Annotated in this window: 18 protein-coding genes; 9 read left to right on the top strand and 9 right to left on the bottom strand. The window is 45.2% G+C overall.

Annotation, left to right across the window (positions count from 1 at the left end; genetic code table 11):
- Positions 1-147: 147 nt before the first annotated feature.
- A complete protein-coding gene (locus tag ACWNM1_RS00965) occupies positions 148-1,539 on the bottom strand; it encodes an MATE family efflux transporter (RefSeq protein ID WP_449599217.1) in 1,392 nt (463 codons plus the stop codon).
- Between the two features lie 263 nt (positions 1,540-1,802).
- On the opposite strand from ACWNM1_RS00965, the gene hxlA reads away from it, so the two are divergent.
- The 3 genes from hxlA (at position 1,803) to ACWNM1_RS00950 (ending at position 3,461) form a co-directional block, all read left to right on the top strand.
- Complete coding sequence (gene hxlA, locus ACWNM1_RS00960; RefSeq protein WP_340973359.1) at positions 1,803-2,435, top strand: 3-hexulose-6-phosphate synthase; 633 nt, start codon at positions 1,803-1,805, stop codon at positions 2,433-2,435.
- 7 nt (positions 2,436-2,442) lie between these two features.
- Positions 2,443-3,000 carry a 6-phospho-3-hexuloisomerase gene (gene hxlB / locus ACWNM1_RS00955; protein ID WP_449599215.1) on the top strand — a complete coding sequence of 186 codons (558 nt, stop codon included), beginning with the start codon at positions 2,443-2,445 and terminating at the stop codon, positions 2,998-3,000.
- An 83-nt stretch (positions 3,001-3,083) separates the two neighbouring features.
- On the top strand, positions 3,084-3,461 hold the full coding sequence (locus ACWNM1_RS00950) for a winged helix-turn-helix transcriptional regulator (protein WP_036682121.1): 378 nt from the start codon (positions 3,084-3,086) through the stop codon (positions 3,459-3,461).
- Positions 3,462-3,556: 95 nt separating this feature from the next.
- Here the strand turns inward: ACWNM1_RS00950 and pepT are convergent, their stop codons facing one another.
- From pepT to ACWNM1_RS00930, 4 genes are all read right to left on the bottom strand, one after another.
- Entirely contained in the window at positions 3,557-4,789 is a 1,233-nt protein-coding gene (gene pepT / locus ACWNM1_RS00945) for a peptidase T (protein WP_341146655.1), read from the bottom strand.
- Between the two features lie 96 nt (positions 4,790-4,885).
- A complete protein-coding gene (locus ACWNM1_RS00940; RefSeq protein WP_449599213.1) occupies positions 4,886-5,539 on the bottom strand; it encodes a sortase in 654 nt (217 codons plus the stop codon).
- Positions 5,540-5,570: 31 nt separating this feature from the next.
- Positions 5,571-6,644: a hypothetical protein gene (locus ACWNM1_RS00935; RefSeq protein WP_449599212.1), complete on the bottom strand. Its 1,074-nt coding sequence runs from the start codon at positions 6,642-6,644 to the stop codon at positions 5,571-5,573.
- Between the two features lie 475 nt (positions 6,645-7,119).
- Positions 7,120-8,133: an LLM class flavin-dependent oxidoreductase gene (locus tag ACWNM1_RS00930; protein WP_449599210.1), complete on the bottom strand. Its 1,014-nt coding sequence runs from the start codon at positions 8,131-8,133 to the stop codon at positions 7,120-7,122.
- A 256-nt stretch (positions 8,134-8,389) separates the two neighbouring features.
- On the opposite strand from ACWNM1_RS00930, the gene ACWNM1_RS00925 reads away from it, so the two are divergent.
- The 5 genes from ACWNM1_RS00925 (at position 8,390) to pgmB (ending at position 16,507) form a co-directional block, all read left to right on the top strand.
- A complete protein-coding gene (locus ACWNM1_RS00925; RefSeq protein ID WP_449599208.1) occupies positions 8,390-9,394 on the top strand; it encodes a LacI family DNA-binding transcriptional regulator in 1,005 nt (334 codons plus the stop codon).
- Positions 9,395-9,726: 332 nt separating this feature from the next.
- Entirely contained in the window at positions 9,727-11,151 is a 1,425-nt protein-coding gene (locus ACWNM1_RS00920) for an ABC transporter substrate-binding protein (protein WP_449599206.1), read from the top strand.
- Positions 11,152-11,287: 136 nt separating this feature from the next.
- Complete coding sequence (locus tag ACWNM1_RS00915) at positions 11,288-12,376, top strand: carbohydrate ABC transporter permease (RefSeq protein WP_449599399.1); 1,089 nt, start codon at positions 11,288-11,290, stop codon at positions 12,374-12,376.
- Positions 12,376-13,467, top strand: a complete 1,092-nt coding sequence (locus tag ACWNM1_RS00910) for a carbohydrate ABC transporter permease (protein WP_042131499.1) — start codon at positions 12,376-12,378, stop codon at positions 13,465-13,467. The genes ACWNM1_RS00915 and ACWNM1_RS00910 overlap by 1 nt, the downstream gene beginning before the upstream one ends.
- A gap of 34 nt (positions 13,468-13,501) precedes the next feature.
- Positions 13,502-16,507, top strand: coding sequence for a beta-phosphoglucomutase (gene pgmB, locus ACWNM1_RS00905; protein ID WP_449599205.1), 3,006 nt, complete (start codon positions 13,502-13,504; stop codon positions 16,505-16,507).
- Between the two features lie 61 nt (positions 16,508-16,568).
- On the opposite strand, the gene ACWNM1_RS00900 is transcribed toward pgmB, so the two are convergent.
- Genes ACWNM1_RS00900 through ACWNM1_RS00890 form a run of 3 tightly spaced genes read right to left on the bottom strand, consistent with a single transcriptional unit; the run spans position 16,569 to position 19,865 of the window.
- On the bottom strand, positions 16,569-17,960 hold the full coding sequence (locus tag ACWNM1_RS00900) for an aldehyde dehydrogenase (protein ID WP_449599203.1): 1,392 nt from the start codon (positions 17,958-17,960) through the stop codon (positions 16,569-16,571).
- Positions 17,961-17,991: 31 nt separating this feature from the next.
- Complete coding sequence (locus ACWNM1_RS00895; RefSeq protein ID WP_449599202.1) at positions 17,992-18,966, bottom strand: aldo/keto reductase; 975 nt, start codon at positions 18,964-18,966, stop codon at positions 17,992-17,994.
- A gap of 2 nt (positions 18,967-18,968) precedes the next feature.
- The gene (locus tag ACWNM1_RS00890) at positions 18,969-19,865 is read right to left on the bottom strand and encodes a LysR family transcriptional regulator (RefSeq protein ID WP_449599201.1); all 897 of its coding nucleotides are present in this window, start codon (positions 19,863-19,865) and stop codon (positions 18,969-18,971) included.
- A 96-nt stretch (positions 19,866-19,961) separates the two neighbouring features.
- Here ACWNM1_RS00890 and ACWNM1_RS00885 point away from each other — a divergent pair, with 96 nt between their 5' ends.
- Positions 19,962-20,849 carry a DMT family transporter gene (locus ACWNM1_RS00885; RefSeq protein ID WP_449599200.1) on the top strand — a complete coding sequence of 296 codons (888 nt, stop codon included), beginning with the start codon at positions 19,962-19,964 and terminating at the stop codon, positions 20,847-20,849.
- Positions 20,850-20,964: 115 nt separating this feature from the next.
- Here ACWNM1_RS00885 and ACWNM1_RS00880 read toward each other — a convergent pair whose 3' ends face one another.
- Complete coding sequence (locus ACWNM1_RS00880; protein ID WP_341146646.1) at positions 20,965-22,062, bottom strand: FUSC family protein; 1,098 nt, start codon at positions 22,060-22,062, stop codon at positions 20,965-20,967.
- Positions 22,063-22,208: the final 146 nt, after the last annotated feature.

Here is a 22,208-nt window from a genome sequence, read left to right as displayed (position 1 = left end):
GAGGTTCTCCCCTTTAAATTAATTACGTTCTATCTATTGTAACGTAGAATGCTTCATTCATTCTAAAATTTATGTAATCATGAAGCGATAAAAAAGGTGGACCCTTAAGATCTGGTATGACCTTAGAGAACCACCTAAATAAATTCGTTAATTTACAGCTGCAGGGGTAGTGGAAGGCACGCTGTGTTCTACATCATCGTGCTGAATCAGTCCGTGTTTCTCCCAAGCTCGACTCTTCCAGCGGAAATACATAATGACAGCTCTTGTCCACTCATCAGCCGCAGTGGCAATCCACACACCGGCTAATCCTAGGTTAAGCTGGAATACCAGAAAATAGCCAAGGGGTAAGCTCATGCAGACCATGGAGATCAGTCCCATATATACTGGGAACTTCGCATCGCCCGAGGCGCGTAGTGAGTTAATGATGACCAAATTAGTTGTGCGCCCGGTCTCTAGGAAGAAACTAAGCAATATAACCTGAGCCCCCATCAGAATAATGTTCTCGTTGTCTGTGAAGAGGCCGAATAGCGGTACCCGGAAGACGATCACAAGAGCATCTATTACTACTGTGACCAGAAGTGCCCACTTCACACTGGTGAATACACGCTTATAGGCCTCCTTGGGGCGTCTAGCTCCCACCAGATGTCCTACGATAATGGAGGTTCCCATGGAGACGGCTACACTGAATAAATATATATAATTGGAAATGTTGAGCGCGTATTGACGAGTGGCCATAGCCTCGGCGCCCAGATAGGTAATATACAGCGTGAATACGAGCTGACAAGATTGATAAATAATCGATTCAAACGCGGACGGGATGCCGATTTTGAGAATTTGCTGCACATATTTTTTGGAAAGATGAATGTAGTAGGTTAACTTTACCCGTACCTCCATCACTCTGTAGAGCAGTAAGAAGAAAATAATAAGACAGATAAACCGACTGACAACCGTTGAGATAGCTGCACCTTCGACACCTAACGCTGGAAGTCCAAAATGACCATAGATGAGTAAGTAGTTACCCACCACGTGAATGATGTTCATCAGCAAGGATACGACCATCGTCTGTTTAGTGAAACCGTGCGTACGGATTGTGGTCGCCAGAGCATTGATTAATGCTTGGAGAAAAATACCGCCCCCGACAATATGTATATAGGATTTAGCGTAAACGAGAATGTCCCCTTTTACATTCAGGGCAGTTAGTAGAGTCCCTCCGAATATCAGCAAAAACGTACTTAGGAGAATTCCTACTAACAGGTTTAGAGTAATGGCATTGCCGGTCACTTGAGCGGCTTCCAGAGGTTTTTTGGAACCGAGGTATTGGGAGACCACAATCGCTGCGCCGTTACCAATTACACTGAGAACTAAAATAGCCATCGCGATAATCTGATTCGCTGCGCCAACACCTGATACGGCATCGTCCGATACGGAGCTGATCATAAAAGTATCCACACTGCCCATGAGCATAAATAGGAACAGTTCCAGGAATATCGGCCAAGTTAGTTTTACAAGGTTAAATTCTTGGTGATTATTGTGCTTCATTGTACACCTTCTTACATCATGATTAAATTCCTGTTATTCCATAAACAAACTGTAATGTTAGCACAGCTTTCATGAAAATGCAGTACTTTTACAAAAATATGACAAAAGGTTATAAATATCTGTAAAGATAAAGCTGGCAGCAGCACATTAGTATCCTCCAGGTAACTACATCACAATAAAGTGCCTACTTCCCTTAAAGGATGTAAGGATCTACAATTTGTACATGACTTACTAAAATATATTAACAAGGAGTGCAAATAAATATGAAATTGCAATTAGCATTGGATCTAGTGGATATTGCGGGAGCGAAAGAGATTGTCTCAGAGGTTGCTGAATATATAGATATCGTTGAAATTGGAACACCTATCGTTATTAATGAAGGCTTGCATGCGGTGAAAGCAATAAAGGAAGCTTTTCCTGCTTTGACAGTATTGGCTGATTTGAAAATCATGGATGCTGGTGGATATGAAGTGATGAAGGCGGTAGAGGCTGGTGCTGATATCGTTACTGTGCTTGGTGTATCTGATGATGCTACCATTCGAGGTGCGGTGGAGGAGGCTAAGAAGACGAATAAAGAGGTTCTGGTTGACCTGATCAATGTGAAGGATATCAAAGCAAGAGCGGCTGAAGTGGACGCACTTGGCGTAGACTATATCTGCGTACATTCTGGATATGACCATCAGGCGGAAGGGAAAAATTCTTTTGCAGATCTGAATGCAATTAAAAGTGTGGTTAAACAGGCTAAAACCGCTATCGCTGGGGGAATCAAGCTAAGTACGCTTCCGGAAGTTATCGCAGCGAATCCTGATCTTGTTATCGTTGGCGGAGGCATTACGGGTGAGGCTGATCAAAAGGCTGCAGCGGCAGAGATGAAACGTCTAGTTAACCAGGCTTAAGATTACAATGGACACATTGAAATATGCGCAGCAAATTATAGAGGAGCTTCAGCGCTCCATTTCTCAGCTTGATCATCAAGAAGCTGAACGAATGGCTGAACTGCTTCTTCAGTCGAATAAGGTATTTGTGGCCGGGGCTGGTAGATCAGGATTGATGGGACGAGCTTTTGCAATGCGACTCATGCATGTCGGTAAAGAAGCGTACGTCGTGGGAGAAACGGTAACCCCGGGTATTGAGCCTGGTGATGTGCTTGTGCTCGGTTCGGGTTCAGGAGAGACGAAGGGGCTGATCTCTATGGCAGAGAAGGCCAAAGGAGTAGGTGCAGAGGTTATTGCCGTTACAATTGCGCCGGATTCGACCCTCGGACGTTTAGCGAGCTATATAGTGAAGCTGCCGGGGTCTACAAAAGATCAGACCAGCGGAAGCTACAGCACGATTCAGCCAATGGCTTCTTTATTCGAACAGACGATGTTAGTCTTTTACGATGCAGTGATTCTGCGGATGATGGAGAAGACGGGGCAGACGACTCAGCAGATGTTCGGCAAGCATGCTAATTTAGAGTGAAAGTACAGAAACGAATGCCTTCCTAGTAAGGAGGTTATTCGTTTTTGTGTTAGTATGACAACAGGAGAGAGGAGGCTTTAGTTATGGCAACCGAGATTAAAGATCGCATCAATTTGAAGGAAATTAACTGCGAGAAGGAACTGACGCTTGCGGTGATCGGAGGCAAATGGAAGCTGATAATCCTGTGGCATCTTGGGCTTGAAGGGACAAAGCGGTTCAGTGAGCTGAAGAAGTTAATTCCTCATATCACGCAAAAAATGTTGACCAATCAGCTTCGAGAGCTTGAAGAAGATCAGTTGGTTCTTCGGAAAGTGTATGCCGAGGTTCCTCCAAAAGTAGAGTATTCTCTGACTTCATATGGACAGAGCCTGCTTCCCGTCCTTCGATTGATGTATGATTGGGGTAAGAATTACGGGGAAAACGTGATCTGGAAAGACACGCCGCCGGAAGAGAGATGCTAATCGAATAGACTTTGGACATTAATAATCCCTGAGAGGTCTGAATCGACCTTTTCAGGGATTTTTTGTATTCAATATGGAATGACGTTAATTACAATTTAGGCTTTTTGTTCGAACAGCTTGGCGATCTCGACGATTACGTTTACCGCTTTTTCCATGTTGTCAGCAGAGGCGTATTCGAATTTGCCGTGGAAATTTTCGCCCCCCGTGAAAATATTAGGTGTAGGTAAACCCATGTAGGAAAGCTGTGAGCCATCTGTTCCCCCGCGAATCGGGCGGATGATCGGTGTGATGTTCAGATTCTCCATCGCCTCATGGGCAATATCTACAATATGACGCACCGGTTCGATTTTTTCGCGCATGTTGTAATATTGGTCTTTCATTTCAAGTACGATGTTCTCTTCACCATGGATGCTCTTAAATTCATCTACGATGGCAGAAAGAAAGGCTTTACGTGCCTCGAATTTCTCGCGGTCGAAGTCACGAATGATATATTGAAGCTTGCTGAATTCCGGTGTGCCTTCTATGGAGCTAAGGTGGTAGAAGCCATCATAACCGTCTGTGAATTCTGGAGCTTCCTCAGCAGGGAGTCTAAGGTGGAGCGCCATAGCGATTTTTGCGGAATGAATCATTTTTCCTTTGGCAGTACCAGGATGTACATTGACGCCGTAAACCGAGATTTTGGCTGATGCAGCATTAAAGCTTTCATACTCTAGTTCACCGAGTGGGCCTCCGTCCACAGTGTAAGCATAGGAAGCATTAAAAGCAGCTACGTCAAATTTATGAGGTCCGCGGCCGATTTCTTCGTCCGGTGTGAAGGCAACTCTAATCTTGCCATGTTTGATTTCTGGATGCTGAAGAAGGTAATTCATAGCTGTCATAATCTCGGCAATACCGGCTTTATTGTCTGCGCCAAGCAGGGTGGTGCCATCGGTTGTAATTAATGTATGGCCTTTATATTCTGCCAGCTCTGGGAAGCTCGCTTTAGACAATACAACATTTAATTCTTTGTTCAAAAGAATATCTTTGCCATCGTAGTTCTCCACGATCTGTGGCTTTACATTTGTTCCTGTGAAATCAGTTGCTGTATCGAGATGCGCCAAAAAACCAATGGTCGGAACATCCTTCTCCGTATTGGCTGGGAGTGTAGCCATGACATACCCATGCTCATCCACCTGCACTTCATCCATGCCGATCTCCTTTAGCTCTTCGACAAGCTTGTGGGCCAGCGCCATCTGCCCCGGAGTGGACGGACAAGTTTCATTATCCTCGTTCGATTGGGTATCCATTTGAGCATACGAAATAAACCGTTCTATAACCTCTTTTTTCACTGTGGGTCATCTCCTCATTACTGTTGTATCTATATAGTATCACTTTCCATATCTGGTCTCATCCCTGAGGAGGAAGATTAAGAGTTAAGATTAGCTTTAATGAGGCGATATTTCTTGCTTCACTAGCTTCGCTGAAAGTAAATATCGGTCCGGTGCTGATCCCACGTATGAAAAAGGATAACAGGTGATCAAGGTAAGAATAGCCTTATCGCTTGGTTTTATTGCGCCGCGTTCAGTCCCGTCTACAATCGTGCTGCCTGTCATTTCATAGGTGAACGTACCGTCCATGCTTTCCAGTTCGATCAGATCTCCTGCGACAAGTTCTCCTAGATTGCGGAATACGGTATCACGGTGTCCAGCAAGCACGCTATTACCGATGGCGCCGATGGCTGCGCTACCTATATAGTGTCCAGCTCCTTTTTTTAATTCAGGGCTTTCCGTACCCTCCAGAATAGCCACCTTCTTATTTAAGGTGGGGAAGCGGATTTCTCCAATCACTTCACCCTCTTTATAGGAGGGGGAAGAAGATGGTTGTTCTTTTGGAGAACTGACCATTCCCTTGGGGAGAGGATTCTCTTCATTTGAAAGGGGGCGGGCGATAGCTTCCTCCCTCTTTTTTGCCCAATCATTTAGGGCCTGCTTGGCCTCGATGGGTGCTTTGACGACTTGAACGATTGAATAAATCAGCACAACTAAAGAGAGTATGAAGATTAGCTTCACGGTTAATAAGACACCATTACGCTTCTTCATACTCTCTCCTCCAGACTTAAATTACTAAATGTTATTCTTTCTTCGATTTCAATCTGCGCATGATGATCACGCTGAGTACCGCAATAGCTAAGCTGGCAAGAATTAAGTTATACCAAGGCTCGGCGGTATTTGGAAGCTCGTTGCCTGCCTCTGGTGCTCCCAAAGGAATGTCGCCGTCAGGTAAGGCTACCTCATCGCTTGGCTGAGGTGTTGCACTGGTGGTTTGACTACCGGCACCTGGTGACGCTGCAGGTGTAGGCTCATTAGTGCTTCCGCCCATTGGAATCGGTTCTTCAGTAACGCTTATTTCATCGACTGCAGGCGGTGAAGCTGTAGGTGTAGGCGATGGTGTTGCTGTTGGTGTTGTTGTTGGAGGCACTGACTGACCTGGTGTTACGACAGCTGTAGGTGAAGCAGTAGTCGTTGGTGAATCCGTAGGTGTCGTAGTTGGTGCAATCGTAGGTGTCGGTGAAGCTTCAGGTGTAGCTGATGGTGTTTCAGTAGGTGTTGTAGTAGGTTCAGTTGTTGCTGTTGCTGTTGCCGTTGCCGTTGCTGTAGGTGATGGATCAGGTGTAGGTGTGACGGTCGCTGTTGGCGTTGGTGTAGGTGTTGAAGTAGGCTCGGCGGATGGACCTGGTTCTCCGGAAGCGGAGAATTCAAAAGCTACGGTCGTGGCCTTCCCTTGATATTCGTTGCCGGCTTCCCATGGGAAGGTTACATCCATTTGAATTACATTCTTCTCTCCTCCAGCAAGTGAACCGATGGTTACTCTGCCAGTTGCCTCACTCATCACTCCCGAATAGATGATTACTCCCTCTTTTTCGAGTGTCATTTGGAGAATATTGTATAACTCTACGTCTCCAGAGATGAATTTAAAGTCCACAAAGTAATCAAAGCCTTCTGTGCCATCATTAATAATCGTGTACTCTGAGCTCATTTCGTCACCGGGCTTCATATTGTTCATGGTGGCTGTGCTCGTGGTATGAGAATTCACAGTAAGCTTAATGGTATCCTGAGCGCTTACCCCTCCAGCGTGCCATATTACTCCTACCAGAATAATCAGAACGTAAGCAGCTATGAAGACCGAATGGTATTTCTTCTTCACTTTCTTTGCTCCTTTCTCCTGAGCCCATTGTAGCTGTTAAAAAACAAAATCTGCGGGCTTCCGGCAAAATCCTCCGTTTTAAACGATTATTCCATTCTACATTGTCGAAATAAGTGGTATCGTAAAGTACCACTCTTTCATTTGTGGACGGAATCTTTCTGAATGAACGGAGAAAGAGGGCATAGCCAAAATACAAATCGTTCGTTATAGCGAATATATAAAGTATAATCAAAATGAGATCGAAAGAAAAATGATGTATTCCAACTAATGAGATCATATTTGATTAAATAATAAGTATATGGTCTGTTTATCTGTTGATTTCTCTCTATATCTCTTTATTTTTATGTTTTTTAATATCTTAGTGGTGTTTTATTAAGAACGGTCTCGAAAACAAAACAAAAAAGGCAAGACGCATATCTGAACCGGGAGAATTCCCGATACTAAGATAACGTCCTGCCTCGTTAAGACTGCAATCTTACAGTTCTTTCATAGCCTCAGCTACAATTTCATAGGAACGAAGACGAGCTTCATGATCATAAATCCCTGCGGAGATAATCAATTCATCTGCTTGTGTCTCTTTCAGAATGTCTTGAAGTCGTTCTTTAATCACTGCTTTATCGCCAGAGAAAGAATAACGCTGCTTATCGAGCATGATTGCTTTTTCTTGTACCGTCCATAGCCCATCCATACTCTCAACAGGTGGTTGTAACTTGCCTGTACGCCCGCGGATGATATTGAGGAACTGCTGCTGCTGCGAGGTAGCTAGCTTTCTTGCCTCATCTACGGTATCGGCTGCTGTAACCCCTAGTCCGACCATAACATAAGGTTTGTCTAGTACTTCTGATGGACGGAAATTACTGTGGTATATGTGCAGCGCCTGAAGTAAATACTCAGGTGCAAAATGGCTGGCAAAGGCAAAAGGCAACCCTAGCTTGGCTGCTAGCTCAGCACTAAAGCCGCTGGAGCCTAAGAGCCAGATGGGAACATTTAAGCCTTCCCCAGGAACCGCGCGTACTCCAGCTGGGCGCGACCCTGCTCCTGCAGGGTCGAAGTAAGCTCTTAGCTCACTTAGCTGCTCAGGGAATTCACTGCCATCGCTTCCGAGCCCGCGACGCAGCGCACGGGAAGCTGGTTGATCAGATCCGGGTGCTCTGCCCAGTCCAAGATCGATCCGTCCCGGATATAGAGATTCGAGAGTCCCGAACTGTTCGGCAATAACAAGTGGTGCGTGGTTGGATAGCATAATGCCACCAGAGCCAACACGTATACTTTGGGTGCCGCCAGCAATATGTCCGATCAAGAGTGAGGTAGCAGAGCTGGCAACTCCGATCATATTATGGTGTTCAGCGAACCAATACCGATGATAGCCCCACTTCTCAGCGTTCTGGGCTAAATCTAGAGAGTTATGAAAAGAGTCTGCCGCGGTCCCTCCTTCCACAATAGAAGCCAGGTCCAGTACGGAGAATCGAATGTCACGAGGTTGTTTCAATATTATCCCTCCTATAATAAATGCTCTATGCTCATAGAGCAGTATTTGTAGCTACGAATATCGCTACTCGGATAGTATACCATGTAATAAAACTATATACACACTTTAAGTAAGTCGTTTATCTTCCGAGTGAAGAAAGAGGAGGAGAAGATGAATTCTTAAAAATAATGTAAGCGCTTCAAAAATTCTATTGTTATTTCCAATCGGGCTTGCTATAATCACATCGAAAAGTTCCCTAAAAAAGGAAGTTATCATTATGAAGCCAACCATAAGAGATGTTGCCAGAATGGCCGAGGTGTCGATTAGCACAGTGTCACGTGTTATGAATGCACCGAATTCGGTAGTGGAGAGCAAACGGAATCGAGTGATGGAGGCTGTAGAACGATTGCGGTATCAACCAAATTCATTTGCACGTGGTTTGATTTACAAGAAGTCCTTTACACTGGGCCTGCTTATTCCGGATATTGAGAACCTGTATTTCGCAGGGGTGATTCGTGGGATGCAGGATGCTTGCATCAAGCTTGGGTATAGTCTAATGATCTGCAATACGGACCGTGACAAAGAACGTCTACTGTCCTATATTGATAACTTCCATGAGAAACAGGTGGATGGAATCGTATTCGCCAGTGATGTCCTTTACCCTGAATATCATGATAAATTGGTCGGTTGTAGAATTCCATTTGTGCTAGTGTCCTCACATTCCGATGAGTTTCATATTCCAAGTGTGGAGGTGGATGATGAAGCGGCTGCCTATGATGCGGTAAAATTCCTGATTGATTTAGGTCATAAAGATATTGGCATGATTGGTTTTAACCATGATAATTCTGTATCAGGACCACCACGTTATGAGGGATTTGTAAGGGCACTAACAGAATCAGGGTTACAGCAGAATATTGCGAAGAGCAAATACGCCAGTCACCGGTTTGAACATGCTTATCAAGCTGCACATGAACTATTTACGGATTACCCTGAGCTAACTGCTGTTTTCTGTGTGGCTGATGAATTCGCGATGGGGACGATTTCTTATCTGAAGGATCGTAATATTCTTGTTCCGGGTCAGGTATCCGTGATTGGGTTTGATAATCTAAGGATGTCGGGTATGTTCATCCCGAAGCTAACTACGATTGCACAGCCAATTTACGAGTTAGGGTATCGTGCAGCCGAGAAGCTGCATGAATTGCTTACAACAGGTGAAGTGCAGGTATTGAATGAGAAGATGGAGCATAAGCTGATTGTGCGGGAATCTACACGAGAAAAATAGGGGTAGTTCACTTGTGTACCACCCTTTGAAAAGCTTTTCAGAATTCAGCGCTCGTATTAAGCAACATTTGAATATTTGCCTAGACAATAAAAATAATTTTTACCAAAACATTTCAAATACAGATTGGAAACGCTTACTTTATATGATACTATAACAAATGTAAGCGCTACAATTAATTGGAATTTGTGATTCGATTCTTTTTTAGTATAGATCCTTAGATTCTGAAAAGCTTTGCAAGGAGGTGATCTGCTACAAGCTGCTTATACATGCCAGGGTACCGGATGATTGAGTCAGAAGCAATCTCTAAAACCATTAAAGGGGATGTACAAAAGATGAAGAAAACCTCAGGACGTAAAAAGTCATTGGCTTTAGTACTGTGTTTATCCTTCACTATGATGCTGAGCGCATGCGGCGGAGGCAATAACAACAATGCAGCGCCTACAGATCCACCTGCGGCGACTACCAGCCCAACAGCAGATAACACTGAGAAAGCTACAACTGCTCCTAGCGCCGAGCCATCGGGATCTCCGCTAGAGTTAGCCATGAAGGGCGACTATAAAGGAACTAAAGTAACGATGTTCGGCCCCTTCGTAGATGCTGACCAAGTGAAATTTGAGAATAGTATTAAAGAGTTTGAAGAGAAGACAGGAATTGATATTCAATACGAGGGCTCAAAAGAGTTCGAAGCTACGATAAACATTCGAGTAGACGGTGGAAATGCTCCGGATATCGCTGATTTCCCGCAGCCGGGACTGCTAGCCTCGATTGCTAAGACTGGCAAGGTTATCGATTTAACTAACGTACTGGATCAAGCCAAATTGACGGCTAATTACAACAAGAGCTGGCTTGATATGTCTAATATGGACGGGAAAGACGGCAAGATCATGGCGGGAATCTGGAACCGCAGTAACGTAAAGAGCTTGGTCTGGTATCCAAAAAAGCAATTTGATGAAGCAGGCTACAAGGTTCCTGAGACATGGGATGAGATGATGGCTCTGACGGAACAAATTGCGAAAGACGGTGATCCTGCTTGGGCTATTGGAATCGAGAGTGGTGCTGCAACAGGCTGGCCGGCAACAGACTGGGTAGAAAATATAATGCTGCGCACAACTACACCTGAGAACTACGATAAATGGGTAAAAGGTGAGCTGCCATTTACCTCTCCAGAAGTGAAGAATGCAGTTGAAACCATGTCGAAAATTTGGCTCAACAAGGATTATGTCTATGGTGGTGCAAAATCCATCGTGACGACATCATTCGGGGATGCCCCAGCGCCAATGTTCAATAATCCTCCTAAAGCATGGTTTAATATGCTCGGCAACTTTATTACAAGCTTCTTCCCTGAAACCGCAAAGGTTGATGTAGATTATGATTGGTTCTACCTGCCGCCTATTGACCCTCAATATGGTAAACCAGTACTAGTTGCTGGCGATATTTACGCGATGTTCAACGATCGTCCTGAAGTTCGTGCAGTTATGGAATTCTTTACTACAGGAGAATCCATTAAGAGCTGGGTGCAATCGGGCGGTGTAATTGCTCCAATGAATGATGCTTCCCTGGATTGGTATACCTCAGAATCCGATCGCCGGATGGCGAAGTTGGTTCAGGATGCTTCCACGCTGCGCTTTGATGGCTCTGACCTGATGCCGGGCAAAGTGGGCGCAGGTACCTTCTGGAAGGGCATGACCGACTACGTAAGTGGTACTGCGACGCTGGATCAGGCGTTGGAACAAATCCAGTCTGGCTGGAATAACTAACCTAATATTGAAAGCACACAGTTAAAAGAGGGGCAGCGAGATTTGAAGGTTCTCTGCCCCTCTTTTTGTTTTCCAAAGCGCGAGTATAGGAGGAGCTGGAGCTAATATGGGTGGACAATCACAACTACAACCACAAATGAAGCCACAATTAAAAGCCAAGCAGACGGTAAGCCTTAGGGCGGTATTGTTGTCTCTTTTAGTATTAATAGCCAATGTTGTTGTTAATGGCTTGATCTTTTTGTTCTTTCGGGATTCCACGCTAAACCCGCTACTAACGGCGGTTCTGGCTGTTCTATGGGGGGTTCTGGGTGTTTATCTGATCTATTACACACTTACCTGGGCAGTCGAGCAATATCCTGATTACGTACGCCGAAAGGTATTGCCTTATATTTTTATTGGTCCGGCAGTGATTATATTGGGGTGGCTATTGGTGCTGCCTGCGCTGCGGACGCTGTATTTAAGCTTTTTCAATGCTTCTTCAGAGAAATTTGTGGGTCTCAGCAACTATGCAGCGATCTTTAGCGACCATCTAATGGCGACGGCACTGCGTAACAACTTACTTTGGGTATTCGTTGGTACACTGGCATGTGTAGCTTTTGGGCTCTTGATTGCAATTCTTGCCGACAGAAGCAGCTATGAGAAGCTAGCTAAATCGATCATTTTCATGCCGATGGCTATTTCTTTTGTAGCCGCAGGCGTTATTTGGAAGTTTGTATATTACTATCAACCCGGCGATGAACAAATTGGACTTTTGAACGCCATCGTTACTTATTTTGGGGGAGAACCACAGGCATGGACGAGTATGCTTCAGCCGTGGAATAACTTTTTCCTCATCATCATTCTGATCTGGATGCAGACCGGATTTGCGATGGTGATATTCTCGGCAGCTATTAAGGGAGTTCCTGACGACATATTGGAAGCTGCACGAGTGGATGGTGCTAATGAGGTGAAGATCTTCTTTGGAATCATGATCCCCTACATTTCAGCAACCATTCTGACTGTGACAACGACCATTATCGTCTTTACGTTGAAAATATTTGACGTCGTCATGGTGATGACAGGAGGTCAATACGATACAGAGGTAGTGGCTACACAGTTTTACCGCCAATTCTTTATGTACCGGAATTTCGGTTACGGCTCCACGCTGGCTATTGTTCTGCTGATCGCGGTGTTGCCTGTGATCATAATCAATCTACGTCAGTTCCGTAAGCAAGGGGGATTCTAATGGCAGGGAAAAAGAAGAGAAAAGGCAGCAAGACGATTGTTAATATCGTGCTGGGTGTGATTTGTTTCATTTGGTTACTTCCGACTCTTGGGCTCTTCATTTCCTCCTTCCGTCCTGCTGCCGATATTCTGCAGACTGGATGGTGGAAAGCTTTTCCCCATCAGGAGTGGAAGGCTGGAGAGACCCTTCAGCTATCTAAAGATGTGGATCTGCGGGAGCCAATCGAGGTGAATGGCAAAACCTATACAGATGATCAGCTGAAGGCAGGCGTTAAGGCCGATGGCAGTCGTTTGATGTGGGAGAACCGCAGAGCGCGTACCATAAATCAACAGGAACAAGGCTGGAAAATGACACCGGATCTCACATTGGATAACTACAATAACGTGCTCTCGGGCAAGGAATACAAGCTCAAGCAAGCCGATGGCAGTGAAACGGTGCAAAAGGGTACCGGATTGTCGCAGGCCTTCTGGAATACACTGACGATTGCTGTTCCGGCGACGGTCATTCCGGTATTGATCGCTTCTTTTGCCGCCTATGCTTTTGCTTGGCTACGTTTTCCTGGACGCCGCACGCTTTTTGTCATAATTATCGCAATGCTCGTTATTCCAATACAAGTGGCACTTATTCCAGTGCTCAAAGATTATACAGCTCTTGGACTGAACGGAAGTTACTTGGGCATTTGGCTGGCGCATACGGCCTTTGGATTACCGCTGGTTACCTACTTTATGTATAACTTTATCAGTCAGCTTCCTAAGGATTTGTTTGAGTCGGCTTTTATGGATGGGGCGAGCCATTTCACTATTTTCAGTAGGCTGATTCTACCGTTATCTGTGCCTGCACTGGCTTCTATCGGAATCTTTCAATTCCTATGGGTGTGGAATGACTATTTAGTCTCGCTGATTTTTATCGGCAATCAACCGTCAGTGCAGGTCATGTCGATGAAAATCGCCGACTTAGTAGGCTCACGGGGCAACGACTGGCATTTACTCACCTCGGCTGCATTTATCTCTATGCTGATGCCGCTCGCGATTTTTTTCTTGCTGCAAAAGTATTTCGTCAGAGGGCTTATGGGTGGATCGATAAAGGGATAATTGAACAAAACTGTGTCAGGAGGAGCATAGAGAGATGAAGATGAAACCATACGTACATCCGGCTGCGGTGTATCCTTACCGGGAGTGGAGTCTTGATGAGGAGACTTATGATGAAGAGAACAATCAAAGAAGCGAAAGTGTATTTGCTCTTGGTAATGGATACATTGGCATGCGCGGTAATTTCGAGGAAGGTTACCATGGCCACTCGGGCTCATCTGTAACAGGGAACTACTTGAATGGATTTTTTGATTCCGAGCCTATTGTGTATCCAGAGGGAGCTTATGGGTATCCTTCCCGCAACCAAGCCATGCTGAACGTGACGGACGCCAAGATTATTGAGCTCAGCATTGAGGGTCATGCCTTTCAGTTAAACAGTGGGCAAGTGCACCGTTATGAACGGAAGCTGGATATGCGAAATGGGATCTTGCATCGGCAGGTAGAATGGGAATCTCCTGCCGGACACAGGGTACAGCTGAACATTCGTCGGATGGTGGCCATGCAGCATAAACATTTAGCGGCCATAGATTACGAGGTCAAGGCATTGAATTTTGAGGGAACCCTAACGTTTACTTCATCGATCGATGGTGAGATTCAAAGGCCGGAGGTCACGGATGACCCCCGGCTGGGATCAGGGAGTAAGGAACCCAATTTGCTGCTAGTGGAAACCGGTCATGAACTCGAGCAGTCCTTTTTGTGGATGAAGCAGAGGACGCGGCATACCGGGTTTGCTCTTTTAACAGGGATAAGTCACAGTCTGAATTGTAGCTCTGGATATGAAAGGCTCGTGCAGCTAGAAGATCAGCGATTATCCATGCAATGGGTTGTACCCGTGGTGATGGGGGAAAGGATCTCCCTGACCAAGTACATTTCGTATCACACTTCTAAGGATTATGCAGAAGACGAACTGTTAAGCAGGTGCTTAGAAGTGCAACACTTGGCGGAGAACTGTGGGTTTGAAGCACTAGTTCATGAACAACGGGCTTTTCTTGATCATTTCTGGGCACATACCGATGTGGAAATTCAGGGCGATCTTGCGCTTCAACAGGGTATCCGTTTTAATGCTTTTCAATTGCTGCAATCCGTAGGACGTGACGGGGTTACTAACATCGGGGCCAAGGGCCTGACGGGTGAAGGATACGAAGGTCACTATTTCTGGGATACCGAGATGTATATGATACCCTTCTTTACATTTACACAGCCGGAGATTAGCCGGAAGCTACTTGAGTTTCGTTATGCTACGTTAGATAAGGCACGGGAACGAGCAGCAGTGATGTCTCAGAAGGGAGCACTATATCCTTGGCGCACCATAGACGGAGCTGAGAACTCTTCCTATTTTCCGGCAGGAACAGCACAAATGCATATTAACGCGGATATTGCCTATGCCATTAAACAATATGTGCGGGCAACTGGCGATTATGAGTTTCTGGTCCTGGAGGGGGCGGAAATGATATTCGAGACCTCTCGCTTTTGGGTGGATCTGGGTCATTTTAATCCGGCCAGAGCGGGTGCGTTCTGTATTGACGCAGTAACGGGTCCCGATGAGTATACAGCTATCGTTAACAATAATGCATACACTAATCTTATGGTACGGGATCAACTCTATTATGCATATGAGATAGCCAGACTGTTAGAGAAGCAGTATCCGGAGCATTTTGAGCGTCTGAAGAGCAAGATTGGTCTGACTGAGGAAGAGCCTGGTGATTGGCTGGTCGCCGCAGAAAAAATGTATGTCCCTTTTGATGAGGAGCTTGGTATCTATGCTCAGGATGATACGTTTCTGACTAAGAAGAAGTGGGACTTTGAACATACACCAGCGGATAAATATCCACTTCTGCTTCATTACCATCCGTTGGTGATTTACCGCCATCAGGTGCTCAAACAGGCAGATCTGGTGATGGCCATGTTTCTGTTAGGTGATCAGTTCAGCTTGGCGGACAAGATCCGCAATTACAATTACTATGAGCCGCTAACGACACATGATTCTTCTTTGTCACCGTGCATTCACAGTATTATTTCTGCTGAGATTGGTGATTTAATGGGGGCGTACGCCTATTTTGACCGCACGGTACGGATGGACTTAGATGATATTAACCGCAATGTGAAAGACGGGCTGCATACTGCTGCTATGGCAGGATCTTGGCTGTCGATTGTAAATGGGTTTGGTGGAATGCGCTTATGTGGCGGTATGCTATCCTTTAATCCTGCCTTGCCAGCACAATGGGACAGCTATCGGTTTAAAATAACAAGCGGTGGGCATTTATTGGATATTTATGTTGATAGTAAGGTAGTGATCTATACACTACTGACAGGTGAAGTGGTTGAAATTCTACATAAAGGGAGCCTTGTGCAGTTAACTGTAAAGAAGCCGGTGTCCCTTTCAAATGTGAAGCAGCTTGAAGCTGTTATTTTCGAGCTGGACGGGATTATTACCGATTCTAGTGAGTATCATTATCTGGCCTGGAAAGCCTTAGCCGATGAGCTGGCGATTTCTTTTGATAGAGAGAAGCATGTACGTCTGAAGGGCCATAGTCGAATGGAATGTTTAGAGATTCTACTGGAGGGAAGCGGTCTGAATTTACCCCAACCGGTAAAAGGAATGCTCTGCAATAAAAAGAACGAAAAGTATAAACAGCTGATTCAACAAATGACACCGGATGATTTGCACCCGGGTATCCATAGTCTTCTGACCGATTTGAAGGAAAAGCGAATCCCTGTCGGACTGGCTTCCGTTAATGAGAATGCAATGCTGATTCTTGAACGATTGAAGATCGGACGCTTGTTTCAGGCGATTGCTGACCCTAAAAACATCCGTATGGGCAAGCCGGATCCGGAAATTTATTTACAGGTTACCGAGATGCTGGGCATATCACCTGACTGCTGCGTAGCTATCGAAGATACAGCAGAGGGGATAGCTGCCATCAAAGCCGCTGGTATGAGGTCCGTTGGAGCCGGAAGTCCATCCTTGAAAGAGAGTGCTGAGCTCTGGTTTCCTTCTACCGCGGAGTTACATGTAGAGGAATTGGTACAGCTGTTCAAATAATGAAAAGTCGTTCCCCTGAAAAGCAGAAAGCCTTCCAGTCATGGGAGGTTTTCTGCTTTGTCTATTTTAATACTTTTCGTACCAGCTTGATCTTATTCCCATAGGGCGGGTACACAATCCCGAGGTCGATTCTTGTGCCTCTCTTGACGATGCTTTTGCGGTGGGAAAAGACTTCAAAGCTGTGCTTCCCGTGATAACCGCCGATTCCAGAGTTACCTACCCCACCAAACGGCAAGCTAGCGTTCGCCACATGCGAGATCGTATCATTGATACAGCCTCCTCCGAAAGAGACTCGGGAAAGCACCTCTTGTTCAACATTTTTATCCTCTGTGAACAGGTAAAGCGCAAGTGGTTTTGGGTGCTCGTTAATACTCCGGATAGCTTCATCCAATTGATGATATTCCAATATGGGTAGGATCGGGCCGAAGATCTCATCTTCCATAGAAGCGTCAGTCCAAGCCGCAGGGTAGATTAGTGTAGGTTCAATATAACGTTCTTCTGAAATGACGGTTCCGCCCATAACCACCTTTTCCTGATCCCGTTCAATGAGACTGGCGAGTCTTTGCAGCTGGCGCTCATTTACGATTCGGCCATAATCTGTATTCGGCTGCGTATTTTGACCGTAGAATTCAGTAATCTGATGTTTGATTTTGGTGATCAATTCATTAGCAATATCCTTATGAACGAGCAAATAATCGGGGGCGATACAGGTTTGACCCGCATTTAATAATTTCCCCCATACGATTCGCTTCGCTGCAACATCAAGATTGGCTGATGTGTCGACAATGACCGGACTTTTCCCGCCAAGCTCCAAGGTTACAGGCACTAGATTCTTCGCAGCGGCTTCCATCACGATTTTGCCGACCGGAACACTGCCCGTGAAGAAAATATAATCAAACTTGGCATGGATCAGCAGATTGGTGGTCGCTTTCTCCCCCTGAACTACGCGAATATACTGGGGTTCGAAGGTCTCCTGAATGAGCTGCTCTATAACAGCCGTGATGGATGGTGTGCTCTCTGATGGCTTGAGGACAGCGCAGTTCCCAGCGGCAATGGCGCCTATAAGCGGTTCGATCAGCAGCTGAAATGGATAATTAAAAGGACCTATAATGAGCGCGGTACCGTAAGGTTCACTTAAGATATAACTCTTCGCAGGAAATAAATGCAGTGGTGATCTAACCTTTACAGGCTTCGCCCAACGTTTGAGATGCTTCATCATGTAACCTAGGCTGTCCAAGGTGAAGCCGATTTCTGTGGCATAAGCCTCAAACTCACTTTTTCCTAAATCCTGTTGTAAGGCAGTGATAATACGACTCTCGTATCGTTTAATACTGTCTTTAAGTTTCTGAAGCTGACTAAGCCGAAAGGCTACCTCTTTAGTTGCGCCACGATTAAAAAAGTCCTTATGCTCTTCAAGCATCACTTGAATGTTAGCCGTTGTATGTGTTGTCATAATACTCCCTCCTTCATTATAGTAGTTCAGACTATGGGAGCCGATAAAAGGCGAAAGGCTCGCCAAAGCGGAAGGAATCACTTGCCTCATCCAGCTTGCTCACTGTTTCTTCGTTAAGCTGAATGGAGGTACTATGCAAATTCTGTTCCAGCTGCTCCACGCGTGTAGCCCCAACAATAACTGTCGAGACGGCAGGACGATTCATGAGCCAAGCTAAGGAAAGTGCAGTAGAAGAGGTTCCCAGTTCTTCAGCTATCCGCCCCACTTTGTTCCCCAATTCGATTCGTTCATGATTCAGGAATCTTTTGAAATTAGGATCGGTATCTGCTCTCGATCCTGAAGGTGCGGAACCGTTTGAATTATATTTGCCTGTGAGAATTCCGCCCGCCAGTGGAAAATAAGGAATAATCCCTACACCTTGATCAAGACAAAGGGAGAGAAGCTCATTCTCCGGGGTCCGATCTGCTAAGGAATAGCTACACTGAATTGAAATATATTTGGCGAAGCTCCGTGCCTCACTAATTCCAATCGCCTTCATTAATTGCCATGCTTTATAGTTGGAAGCTCCGATATAGCGTACTTTGCCTGAAGATACCATATCGTCCAAGGTCCGTAACGTCTCTTCAAGTGGGGTATAGGGATCGAAGGTGTGGATCTGGTATAGATCGACATAATCCGTTTTTAGACGGCGAAGACTATCTTCTAATTCCTGCATCAAATGGCGCCTCGAGGAGCCGCTTCCGTTAGGTCCGTCATGCTTAACTAAGCCTGCTTTAGTGGTGAGAACAGCCTCATGTCTTCTACTTTCCAAGGCCAAACCGATGATTCGCTCAGATTCAGAGCCGGCGTAAATATTAGCGGTATCGATAAAGTTAATGCCATGATCCAGCGCAGTATGTACGATCTGAATGGAGGTCTCTTGATCTGCCCTTTTACCAAAAGCGTTTGTCCCCAGTCCCAATGCGGATACTTGTAGTCCGCTATTTCCCAGTCTTTTAAAGTTCATCTTCAGCACTCCTCATCATCCATTTTTTTAGGCTTAGTAAAAAGATCCAGAGCTGTCTCTATGAACATCTTTACAGCTATGGAAGTATCGGTAAGCGAGCTGACTGCGATATGTATATCTCTGTAGGCGTCGGGCTGCAGTTCACGGGTTACTACATTTGGAGGTAAAGATAACAAAGATAGCTCAGACATCACACCCACAGCCAGCCCCTCTTGAACCATATTAAGAGCTGTTGCATAGTTATTAACCACATATTTTACATTCAGATAGCTGCTGCTTCTGCGGAATAAATCTACCACCGGTGGTTCATAACCAGCTTTACAGATCAGCATAGGCTCACCCGCTAATTCTCTCACACCTATGACAGAACGCTCGTGCAAAGGATGGTCATCTCTGATTACAGCGTACAGCTTTTCTCTATATAGTGGGATGGTTTCGAACGCCTCGCAAGGAGCGAGCAATAAGCCAACATCAATTTCTTTGGATTCCAGCCATTCTCTGACTTCGGCGATAGAGCCCTCCTGCAGGCTAATCGTAATATTTGGATATCTTTCAGTGATAGAGCTAATAATCTTCGGTAAAAAATAGGCAGAAGCCACTGGAAAAGCCCCAATTCGAATGCTTCCCTTCTCAAGCCCCCTCTCGGCAAAAATCTCCTGATTGACCTTATCAAAGCCCATTAGAATTTCACGAAAAATAACAAGGATACGCTTGCCGATGTCAGTAAGCATTAGACCGTTCCGTCGATCTCGAAGTAATAGCTTTACATCCAGTTCGGCTTCTAAAGAGGAAATTGCTCGACTGACAGCAGGTTGGGTCATATTCAGTTCTACACCAGCTTTGGTAAAACTACCGCTCTCCGCGATTTTGACGAACAAACGAATTTGATTATTGTTCATAACAAATATGATATGCCCCTTATGAGTATTATTCATTTCATTTATATTCTTAATTATTGTATCATTTGTGATGAATCTACACCAAGGAGTGAATACATGAATCAGCAGAAGAAAAGCATCATCCTTCTTATATTTTTGGTGATTGTATGGGGCATAAATTGGCCTATATCCAAAATCGCCTTAGACTACGCTCCACCCTTATTATTTGCAGGTATCCGAACCGTCATCGGCGGATTCATTCTTATTCTAATTGCACTTCCTAAGATGAAGGAGCTTCGCTTCAAGCAGCTATGGCCGATCTATCTGACCTCGGCTATATTAAGTATCGTGTTTTATTATGGATTTCAGACGATTGGCTTGCAGTATGTACCCGCAGGATTATTCTCGTCCATTGTATTTCTGCAGCCGGTATTGCTGGGTGTTTTTTCATGGCTGTGGTTAGGAGAGAGCATGTACGGGCTCAAAATGGCAGGTCTGTTGCTAGGGTTCATCGGAGTAGGCTCCCTCAGTATTGGAGGACTTAACGGAAGCATCTCTGTATGGGGAATTGTGCTTGCTTTGGCCAGTGCTTTGAGCTGGGCATTAGGAACGGTATATATGAAACGAAATGCTGTGCGCGTGGATATGCTATGGATGACCGCTATGCAAATAACGATCGGTGGTATCATTTTGCTGCTTTCGGGATCTGCTACAGAAAAGTGGTCGGATATCACCTGGAGTGGAACGTTTATAGCCGATACACTGTTTATTGCAGTCTTTGTGATCGCTTTAGGCTGGCTGATCTATTTCAAGCTGATTAACGAGGGCGAGGCAGGGAAGGTCGGATCATTCACTTTTTTGATCCCACTGATCTCGATAGGGACTAGTGTAGTCTTTTTAAATGAGCAGATTACTTTGAATCTTGTGATGGGTCTACTGCTTATTGTTAGCAGCATTGTTCTGGTGAATGTGAGGATAGGACGTGCCGCGAAGCAGTCGGTTTAATTCGAATTTAAGGAAATGTAAGTAGTAATCAGCGTTTAAGCGAGAAATATAGGGATAAAATATAGTGTGAAACTTATACTTTCTTATATATGAACAAAAGGGACGCTCCCGAAGCTTATAGCTTCTGGGAGAGTCCCTTTTTAATAAAACGTAAAGCGCGTGCGACTTCAGCTGTTGAGGGCCGAGTGGCTACAACATAAGTAGCGGATTTAGCGCGTTCTACTTCCTCCAGCACCCGGTTTAAGTGACTGAAGACCGCACCAAGATCACGAATGCTTGAAAGTGAACAATTTCCTTGTAGTTGAGAGAAACTAGCCAGCTGCAGGTCTCGAGCGTGCTCTATACAATCGGCAAGAGAACGTTGGCACTCGGCGTCTGATAAAGTTCTGGTTCCATAAAGCGCAATACAATCTGCAGTTGCTTCCAACACTTCCTTCATCCAGTCAGAAGAGGCATGATGCGCGGGTAGAAGGCGAATTTCGTCTGCAATTTCTTGGACGTAAGAATGAATGCTCTTCAGATGTGAAGTAGCTTGTATGAGTCCCTTCAGTTCACCACGGCACTGATAATGTGTGAGGGTATAGAACATTTCTTTCTGTTCCCGGCTGCTATTCGACAGGAGTTTACCTGCTTCCTCCAGCAAATTATCTTTCGGAGAATCACGTCTTACGCCTACGAGATCTTTTAATGCATCCGCAAGTAGAAGACTTCCTTCGAATGCCAATGCTTTTACCTTGACGAACCTGTTCGGCGGCACGATAATCATATTGATGGCCAGGGCGATCAGCACACCAATGAACGTTTCCCCTATTCTCCAAAGCACGTAGTCATTCTGGTAGAAAGTAAGAGCCAGGACGGAAGTAACACCCACCTGTGAGACAGCTTGAATGTTCATCTTACAGGCCGTAGCGATACCAATCCCGATGAGTAGAATGAGCAGGATAGAAAGCCCACCTACATCAAAAAACTGGCCAACAATTAGGCTAACGACCCCGCCAAGAATAATGCCGATCAGGCGGTAGATTCCTTTTTCTAGCGATGCTTTAACACTGGCTTGGGTGATGAGGATAGCCGCAAGGGGTGCAAAGTATAAATATTGGCTACCATATATGCTGTGTACGGCGACCCATGAAAGTGAAGCGGCCAGCGTAATTCGTATCATGTAAAGTGAGAAACCATATTTTTCAAGGCGGTCTTGTAACCCCTCGTTCATTATCATTCATCTTCTTTCGGAAAAAAATGAAAAAACTGTCTGGTCTTTCAGTTCGCTTTCATTATAGCACCTTAAAAAAGGCATGGAGGACTGGATATTTTACAAAGTTGTTAAGTTTACGCATTCCTTTTTCCTGTACGCTATCG

The sequence above is a fragment of the Paenibacillus sp. Marseille-Q9583 genome (assembly GCF_976954365.1).
Note: the sequence above shows the minus strand (reverse complement) of the source record. Positions and strands in the feature narration are given on the sequence as shown.